The organism is Streptomyces spongiae, assembly GCF_009377185.1.
Taxonomy (GTDB): Bacteria; Actinomycetota; Actinomycetes; order Streptomycetales; family Streptomycetaceae; genus Streptomyces; species Streptomyces spongiae.
On the sequence record NZ_VJZC01000407.1, the window covers coordinates 1 to 9,085 of the forward strand.

Annotated in this window: 6 protein-coding genes; all 6 read left to right on the forward strand. The window is 72.3% G+C overall.

The genetic code is table 11. The features are described 5' to 3' along the window. Positions 1-465 (forward strand): cobalamin biosynthesis protein (locus FNH08_RS36130; RefSeq protein WP_194238726.1); only part of this gene is annotated, 465 nt, incomplete at its 5' end. Then, a complete protein-coding gene (locus FNH08_RS36135; protein WP_152775759.1) occupies positions 462-1,970 on the forward strand; it encodes a cobyric acid synthase in 1,509 nt (502 codons plus the stop codon). The genes FNH08_RS36130 and FNH08_RS36135, both read left to right, overlap by 4 nt. Next, positions 1,967-5,620 (forward strand): cobaltochelatase subunit CobN, encoded by a 3,654-nt coding sequence (gene cobN / locus FNH08_RS36140; protein WP_152775760.1) that lies wholly within the window; start codon positions 1,967-1,969, stop codon positions 5,618-5,620. Before FNH08_RS36135 ends, cobN begins: the two co-directional genes overlap by 4 nt. Beyond that, complete coding sequence (locus FNH08_RS36145) at positions 5,617-7,620, forward strand: putative cobaltochelatase (protein WP_322726051.1); 2,004 nt, start codon at positions 5,617-5,619, stop codon at positions 7,618-7,620. Before cobN ends, FNH08_RS36145 begins: the two co-directional genes overlap by 4 nt. Beyond that, a complete protein-coding gene (gene cobO, locus FNH08_RS36150) occupies positions 7,620-8,219 on the forward strand; it encodes a cob(I)yrinic acid a,c-diamide adenosyltransferase (RefSeq protein WP_322726052.1) in 600 nt (199 codons plus the stop codon). Before FNH08_RS36145 ends, cobO begins: the two co-directional genes overlap by 1 nt. Further along, a partial coding sequence (locus tag FNH08_RS36155) for a cobyrinate a,c-diamide synthase (RefSeq protein ID WP_322726053.1) occupies positions 8,213-9,085 on the forward strand: 873 nt, incomplete at its 3' end. The genes cobO and FNH08_RS36155, both read left to right, overlap by 7 nt.

The following is a 9,085-nucleotide window of genomic DNA, read 5'->3' on the forward strand; positions in this document are numbered from 1 at the left end:
GTGCCGGGGCTGCTCGGGTTCCGGGCGGTGAACACGCTCGACGCCATGGTCGGCCACAAGTCGGCCAAGTACCGGCGGTTCGGGTGGGCTTCCGCGCGACTGGACGACGTGGCGGGGTGGCCGGGCGCCCGCCTGACCGCCGTACTGGCGACCGTCTCAGGGGGTGACCCCCAGGGGGCGGTACGGGCCTGGCGTGCCGACGCCACCAAGCACCCGAGCCCCAACGCCGGCCCCGTCGAGGCGTCGTTCGCGGGCGCGCTCGGCGTGCGGCTCGGCGGGACGTTGTCCTACGGAGGGCGGGTCGAGCACCGGCCCGTGCTGAACGGGGAAGGCCGTGCCGTCGCCGTACCCGACATCGAACGAGCCGCACGCCTCTCCCGGCGCGTCGGTCTGCTCGCGCTCGGCGTCGGTGTCGCCACGCGCCTCGTCGCCGCGCGCCTCGTCATGAAGGGACGCAGGTCATGAGCGGTGGTCTTCTCGTCGCCGGCACCACCTCCGACGCCGGCAAGAGCGTCGTGACCGCCGGGATCTGCCGGTGGCTGGTGCGCCAGGGAGTCAAGGTCGCGCCCTTCAAGGCGCAGAACATGTCCCTCAACTCGTTCGTGACACGCGAGGGCGCCGAGATCGGGCGCGCCCAGGCCATGCAGGCCCAGGCGTGCCGGGTGGAGCCGACCGCGCTGATGAATCCCGTACTCCTGAAGCCGGGCGGCGAGCGGAGCAGTCAGGTCGTCCTGCTCGGGAAGCCGGTCGGGGAGCTCAGTGCCCGTGGGTACCACGGAGGGCGGCAGCAGCAGCTCCTCGGTACCGTGCTGGAGTGTCTCGCCGAGTTGCGGGGCACGTATGACGCGGTGATCTGTGAGGGGGCGGGCAGTCCTGCCGAGATCAATCTGCGGCGGACGGACATCGTGAACATGGGGATCGCGCGGAACGCCCGGCTCCCCGTCCTCGTGGTCGGTGACATCGACCGCGGGGGTGTCTTCGCCTCCTTCTTCGGGACCGTGGCCCTGCTCTCACCCGAGGACCAGGAGTGCGTCGCCGGGTTCCTCGTCAACAAGTTCCGCGGGGACGTGTCCCTGCTGGAGCCCGGCCTGGACATGCTGCACGGGCTCACCGGGCGGCACACGTACGGTGTCCTGCCCTTCCGGCACGGGCTCGGCATCGACGAGGAGGACGGGCTGCGGGTCTCCCTGAGGGGGACCGTACGGGAGTCGAACGTCGCTCCCCCCGTCGGAGAGGACGTGCTCCGGGTCGCCGTCTGCGCCATCCCCCTCATGTCCAACTTCACGGACGTCGACGCGCTGGCCGCCGAACCCGGTGTCGTCGTGCGGTTCGTGGACCGGCCCGAGGAACTCGCCGACGCCGACCTGGTGGTGATCCCCGGCACCCGGGCGACCGTCCGTGCCCTTGAGTGGCTCCGGGAGCGCGGGCTCGCCGACGCGCTCGTCCGCAGGGCCGCCGAGGGCCGGCCCGTGCTCGGCGTCTGCGGCGGCTTCCAGATCCTCGGCGAGCACATCGAGGACGACGTCGAGTCCCGGGCGGGACAGGTCGACGGTCTCGGGGTCCTGCCCGTGCGGGTGCGGTTCGCCCGCGAGAAGACCCTCACCCGTCCCGTCGGCGAGGCGCTCGGCGAGCACGTCGAGGGGTACGAGATCCACCACGGGGTCGCCGAAGTCACCGGAGGCGAAACCTTCTTGGACGGCTGCCGGATCGGGCAGACCTGGGGTACGCACTGGCACGGCTCGCTGGAGTCGGACGGTTTCCGGCGGGCCTTCCTGCGTGAGGTGGCCGCCGCAGCGGGGCGCCGCTTCGTACCGGCCCCCGACACGTCGTTCGCCGGGCTGCGCGAGGAGCAGCTCGACCGGCTCGGCGACCTGATCGAGGAACACGCGGACACGGACGCGCTGTGGCGGCTCATCGAGTCGGGCGCGCCGCAAGGACTGCCCTTCATTCCACCGGGAGCGCCCGCATGAGCACAGTGCTGTTGTTGTCGACCGCCGACACCGATCTGCTGGCGGCCCGTGCCTCCGATACCTCGTACCGGATCGGCAACCCGACCCGGGTCGATGTCGAGGAGGAGCTGCCGGGACTGGTCGAGGGCGCGGACGTCGCCGTCGTACGGCTGCTCGGCGGCAAGCGCGCCTGGGAGGACGGGCTGGCCGCGCTCAAGGCGTCCGGTGTTCCGACCGTGCTGCTCGGTGGGGAGGCCGTGCCCGACGCGGAGCTGATGGCCGAGTCGTCCGTGCCCGCCGGTGTGGTGGCGGAGGCGCTGCGGTACCTCGTCGAGGGCGGGCCCGCCAACCTCACCGAGCTGGCCCGGTTCCTGTCCGACACGGTGCTGCTCACCGGCGAGGGCTTCGACGAGCCGCGGAAGATGCCGGAGTACGGCGTCCACGGCGAGCGTGCCTTCGTCGAGGGCCGCCCGACCGTCGGCGTGCTCTTCTACCGGGCCCACCAGCTGAGCGGCAACACCGCCTTCGTGGACACGCTGTGCGACGCCATCGAGGCGCACGGCGCCAACGCCCTCCCGGTGTACTGCGGTTCGCTGCGCGGTGCGGACGCCGGGCTGTACGAGCTCCTCGGGCGGGCCGACACGCTCGTCGCCACCGTGCTCGCGGCCGGCGGCACACACGCCTCGCAGGCGTCGGCCGGCGGCGACGAGGAGGCATGGGACATCGGGGCGCTCGCCGACCTCGACGTTCCCGTGCTGCAGGGCCTCTGCCTGACCTCGTCGAGGAGCGCCTGGGACGCCTCCGACGCCGCCCTCTCCCCCATGGACGCGGCGATGCAGGTCGCGATCCCGGAGTTCGACGGGCGGCTGATCACGGTTCCGTTCTCCTTCAAGGAGCAGGGCCCCGACGACGTCCCGGTGTACGTCGCCGACCCCGAGCGGGCCGCGCGGGTCGCCGGGATCGCCGTGCGGCACGCGCGGTTGAAGCACAAGGCGAACGCCGACAAGAAGCTGGCTCTCGTCTTCACCGCCTACCCGACCAAGCACTCGCGCGTCGGCAACGCGGTCGGACTCGACACGCCCGCTTCGGCGGTACGGGTGCTGGACGCGCTGCGCGAGGCGGGGTACTCGCTCACCGAATACCCCGACAACGGCGACGAGTTGATCCACCGGCTCATCGCGGCCGGTGGCCACGACGTCGAGTGGCTGACGGAGGAGCAGCTGGCCGCCGCGCCCGCGCGCGTGCCGCTGGCCGACTACCTGGCGTGGTTCGACAAGCTCGACCCGGAGCTGCGGGACGGGATGCTTCAGGCGTGGGGCGAGCCGCCGGGCAGCCTGTACGTCGACGGGGACGAGATCGTCCTCGCGTCCCTGCGGTTCGGGAACGTCGTCGTCATGATCCAGCCGCCGCGCGGCTTCGGCGAGAACCCGATCGCGATCTACCACGACCCGGACATGCCGCCCTCGCACCACTACATGGCGGCCTACCGGTGGCTGGAGAACAGTTTCGGCGCCGACGCCATCGTGCACATGGGCAAGCACGGCACCATGGAATGGCTGCCGGGCAAGGGGCTCGGGCTGAGCGGTGGTTGCGCGCCGGACGCGGTCCTCGGTGACCTCCCGCTGGTCTATCCCTTCATCGTCAACGACCCCGGCGAGGGCACCCAGGCCAAGCGCCGCGGGCACGCCACGGTCGTCGACCACCTCGTACCGCCGATGGCGCGCGCGGACACGTACGGCGACCTGGCCAAGCTGGAGCAGCTGCTCGACGAGTACGCGCTCGTGTCCGACCTGGACCCGGGGAAGGCGCCGACGGTACGGGCCCAGATCTGGACGCTGGTCAAGGCGGCCGAGCTGCACCACGACCTGCACGTCGACGAGCAGCCCGGGGACGACGACTTCGACGAGTTCGTCATGCACATCGACGGCTACCTGTGCGAGATCAAGGACGTGCAGATCCGCGACGGGCTGCACATCCTCGGTGGCGGTCCGGTCGGTGAGCCGCGCGTGAACCTCGTGCTCGCCGTCCTGCGCGCCTCGCAGGTGTGGGGCGGCCAGGCGAACGCGCTCCCTGGTCTGCGCGCCTCGCTGGCCGAGCACTTCGGGCTGGTCGAGAAGGAACTGCTGGCCGAGCCGGGCGCGCCGGTGAAGCTGCCGGTCGAGCTGACGGATCTCGTCGACGGCCCGTCCCGCACCGCCGCCGACGCCATCGACCTGCTGGAGCAGCTGTGCCGGCGGATCGCGGAGGGCATGGAGGAGCGCGCGTGGGCGGTCGCGGAGAGCCGTGCCCTCGTACGGGACGTCCTCGGCACCGAACTCCCCGAGGCGGTGGCCGTGCTGGAGTTCGCGTGCACGGAGGTCGTGCCCCGGCTCGCCCGCACCACCGACGAGATCGGCCACATCCTCAAGGCCCTGGACGGCGGATACGTCCCGGCGGGCCCGTCGGGCTCGCCCACGCGCGGGCTCGTCAACGTCCTCCCGACCGGCCGCAACTTCTACTCCGTCGACCCCAAGGCCATCCCGTCCCGGTTGAGTTGGGAGGTCGGCCAGTCGCTCGCGGACTCGCTGGTCGCCCGCTATCTGCAGGACACCGGTGAGTACCCGAAGTCCGTCGGTCTCACGGTGTGGGGTACGTCCGCGATGCGCACCCAGGGCGACGACATCGCGGAGATCCTGGCGCTGCTCGGGTGCCGCCCGGTCTGGGACGACGCCTCGCGCCGGGTGACCGGCTTCGAGGTCGTCCCCCTGGCGGAGCTCGGCCGGCCGCGCATCGACGTCACGGTCCGTATCTCGGGTTTCTTCCGGGACGCGTTCCCGCACGTGGTGGGCCTGATCGACGACGCGGTGCGGGCGGTGGCGGAGCTGGACGAGCCGGCCGACCGGAACTACGTACGGGCGCACGCCGACGAGGACACCGCCGAGCACGGAGACCGGCGGCGAGCCACGGCCCGTGTCTTCGGGTCGAAGCCAGGCGCGTACGGCGCCGGTCTGCTGCCGCTGATCGACGCCCGCAACTGGCGCTCGGACGCCGACCTCGCCGAGGTGTACGCGGTGTGGGGCGGCTACGCGTACGGGCGCGGGCTCGACGGGCGGGCGGCGCGCGGGGACATGGAGACGGCGTTCCGGCGGATCGCGGTGGCCGCGAAGAACGTCGACACCCGCGAGCACGACCTCGTCGACGCGGACGACTACTTCCAGTACCACGGCGGGATGGTGGCCATGGTCCGCCACCTGACGGGCGCGAGTCCGGAGGCGTACGTGGGTGACTCCGCCACGCCCGACCAGGTGAAGACCCGCACGCTCGGCGAGGAGACCCACCGCGTCTTCCGGGCCCGCGTGGTCAACCCGCGCTGGATGGCGGCCATGCGGCGCCACGGCTACAAGGGCGCGTTCGAGATGGCGGCGACGGTGGACTATCTGTTCGGGTACGACGCCACGGCGGGCGTGGTCGACGACTGGATGTACGAGAAGCTCAGCGCCGAGTACGTCTTCGATCCGGAGAACCGCGACTTCATGAAGCAGTCCAACCCCTGGGCGCTGCGCGGCATCACCGAACGGCTGCTGGAGGCGGCCGACCGGGGGCTGTGGGCGGAGCCGGACGCCGACACGCTGGAGCGGCTGCGCGCCACGTATCTGGAACTCGAAGGCGACTTGGAGAGTGACGACCAGTGAGTGTTCCCTTTCCGTTCACGGCCGTTGTCGGCCAGGACGACCTGCGGCTCGCGCTGCTGCTGAACGCGGTGTCGCCCGCGGTGGGCGGCGTGCTGGTGCGCGGTGAGAAGGGCACCGCCAAGTCCACGGCGGTGCGCGCCCTGTCGGCGCTCATGCCGGAGGTGGACGTTGTCGCCGGGTGCCGTTTCTCGTGCGATCCGGCCTCGCCCGACCCTGGCTGCCCCGACGGACCGCACGAGACCGGGGCAGGTGCGGCGCGCCCCGCGCGCATGGTCGAACTGCCCGTCGGCGCCTCCGAGGACCGGCTGGTGGGCGCGCTGGACATCGAGCGCGCCCTGTCGGAGGGCGTGAAGGCGTTCGAGCCGGGGCTGCTCGCGGACGCGCACCGCGGGATCCTGTACGTGGACGAGGTCAATCTCCTCCATGACCATCTCGTCGATCTGCTGTTGGACGCCGCCGCGATGGGCGCCTCGTACGTCGAACGCGAGGGCGTCTCCGTACGGCATGCCGCGCGGTTCCTGCTCGTCGGGACCATGAACCCCGAGGAGGGCGAGCTGCGGCCGCAGTTGCTCGACCGGTTCGGGCTGACCGTGGAGGTCGCGGCCTCGCGGGAGCCCGAACAGCGGGTGGAGGTCGTGCGGCGGCGGCTCGCCTACGACGACGATCCGGAGGGTTTCGCCGCGCGCTGGGCCGACGAGGAGGCCGCCGTACGGTCCCGGATCGTGGCGGCGCGGGAGCTGCTGCCGTCCGTGCGGCTGGGCGACGGTGCGCTTCGGCAGATCGCCGCGACCTGTGCCGCTTTCGAGGTGGACGGCATGCGCGCCGACATCGTGATGGCCCGTACGGCGACCGCGCTGGCCGCGTGGGCCGGACGGACGGACGTGCTCGCCGAGGACGTCCGACAGGCGGCGCTGCTGGCGCTGCCGCACCGGCGCAGGCGGAACCCGTTCGACGCGCCCGGCTTGGACGAGGACAAGCTGGACCAGACGCTGGAGGAGTTCTCGGGGGACGACGATCCCGACCCGGATCCTGGCGGCGGACCCGACGGACCCGACGGAGGCGGTGGGCAGCCGTCGCCCGACGAGGGTCCGCAGGGCGGGGACACCGGTGCGCAGCCCGAGGCCGGGGAAGGCGGCCAACCGCAGCCCTCGGGTGCCGGGGAACAGTCCGCCGCACGGGCCTCCGAACCCTTTCGAACCAAGGTGCTGAGCGTGCCCGGCCTCGGCGAGGGTGCCGCCGGGCGGCGTTCGCGGGCGCGGACGGAGCACGGGCGGACCACGGGTGCGCGGCGGCCGCGCGGTGCGCTGACCAAGCTGCACCTGGCGGCGACCGTGCAGGCTGCCGCGCCCCATCAGCGGGCGCGGGGGCGGTCGGGGCCCGGGCTGGTCGTGCGCCGGGACGATCTGCGGCAGGCGACCCGGGAGGGGCGTGAGGGGAACCTCGTGCTGTTCGTCGTGGACGCCTCCGGCTCGATGGCGGCGCGGCAGCGGATGAGTGCCGTGAAGGGGGCTGTCCTGTCGCTGCTGCTGGACGCCTACCAGCGCCGGGACAAGGTGGGGCTGGTGACCTTCCGGGGGTCGGCGGCCGATGTGGCGCTGCCGCCCACGTCGTCGGTGGACGCGGCGGCGGGCCGGCTGGAGTCGTTGCCCACGGGTGGGCGGACTCCGCTGGCGGCGGGGCTGCTGAAGGCCCATGACGTGCTGCGGGTGGAGCGGTTGCGGGATCCGGCGCGACGGGCGCTGGTCGTGGTCGTGACGGACGGGCGGGCCACCGGTGGCCCCGAGCCGGTCGCGCTCGCCGGGCGGGCCGCGCGGCTGTTCGCGGCCGAGGGGGTCGCGTCCGTGGTCGTCGACTGCGAGTCGGGGCCGGTTCGGCTGGGGCTGGCCGGGCAGCTCGCGGGTGAGTTGGGCGGTACGGCGGTGACGCTCGACGAGTTGCGGGCGGACTCGATCGCCGGGCTGGTCAAGGAAGTTCAGGGACATTCGAGGAGGGCCGCGTAGTGCCGCAGGGACAGCCGAGTGTGGTGCCGGATGACGGTCTGACGACCCGTCAGCGTCGTAACCGGGCGCTTGTCGTCGTCCACACGGGCATCGGGAAGGGCAAGTCGACCGCCGCTTTCGGGCTGGCTCTGCGCGCCTGGAACCAGGGGTGGCCCATCGGGGTGTTCCAGTTCGTCAAGTCGGCCAAGTGGAAGGTCGGCGAGGAGAACGCGCTGCGGGTGCTGGGCGCCAGCGGTGAGGGCGGGTCCGTCGACTGGCACAAGATGGGCGAGGGCTGGTCGTGGGTCCAGCGCGACGATCAGGTGGACAACGAGGAGAAGGCCCGCGAGGGCTGGGAGCAGGTCAAGCGGGACCTCGCCGCCGAGACGTACAAGCTGTACGTGCTCGACGAGTTCGCGTACCCGATGCACTGGGGGTGGATCGACACCGATGAGGTGATCTCCGTGCTGCGGGACCGGCCCGGGACCCAGCACGTGGTGATCACCGGGCGGAACGCGCCCGAGAAGCTCGTCGACTTCGCCGACCTCGTGACCGACATGTCCAAGGTCAAGCATCCGATGGACGCCGGGCAGAAGGGGCAGAGGGGCATCGAGTGGTGACATCCGTGCCCCGGTTGGTCATTGCCGCGCCGGCCTCCGGCAGCGGCAAGACCACCGTCGCCACGGGGTTGATGGCCGCGTTCGCCGCGCGGGGGCTTGCCGTGTCCCCGCACAAGGTGGGTCCGGACTACATCGACCCCGGGTATCACGCGCTCGCCACCGGGCGCGTGGGGCGCAACCTCGACGCGTATCTGTGTGGGCCGGAGCTGATCGGTCCGCTGTTCGCGCACGGGGCGTCCGGGTGTGACGTCGCCGTCGTCGAGGGTGTGATGGGGATGTTCGACGGGGCCGCGGGGCAGGGCGAACTGGCGTCCACCGCTCATGTGGCGAAGCTGCTGCGGGCGCCGGTGGTGCTCGTCGTGGACGCGTCGTCGCAGTCGCGGTCGGTGGCGGCGCTGGTGCACGGGTTCGCTTCCTGGGATCCCGAGGTGCGGGTCGAGGGCGTGATCCTGAACAAGGTCGGGTCCGATCGGCATGAGGAGCTTCTTCGGGAGGCGTTGGACTCCGTCGGGGTGCCGGTGTTCGGGGTGTTGCGGAGGGTGGCTCGGGTGGAGACGCCGTCTCGGCATCTGGGGCTGGTGCCGGTTGCCGAGCGGCGGGGGGCGGCGGTGGAGGCGGTTGCGGCGATGGCCGCGCAGGTCTCCGACGGGTGTGATCTCGGGGGGTTGCTGGGGTTGGCGCGGCGTGCGGGTGCGTTGTCGTGTGGGGCTTGGGATGCGGCTGAGGTCGTTGCTTCCTCGCCCCCGCCGCCCCTTCCCGTCCCGTCCTCCAGGGGCTCCGCCCCTTCGACCCCGCCGGGGGGCTCTGCCCCCTGGACCCCCGTTCAACCCGAAGGGCCTCGTCCTCAAGCGCCGGACGGGCTGGAG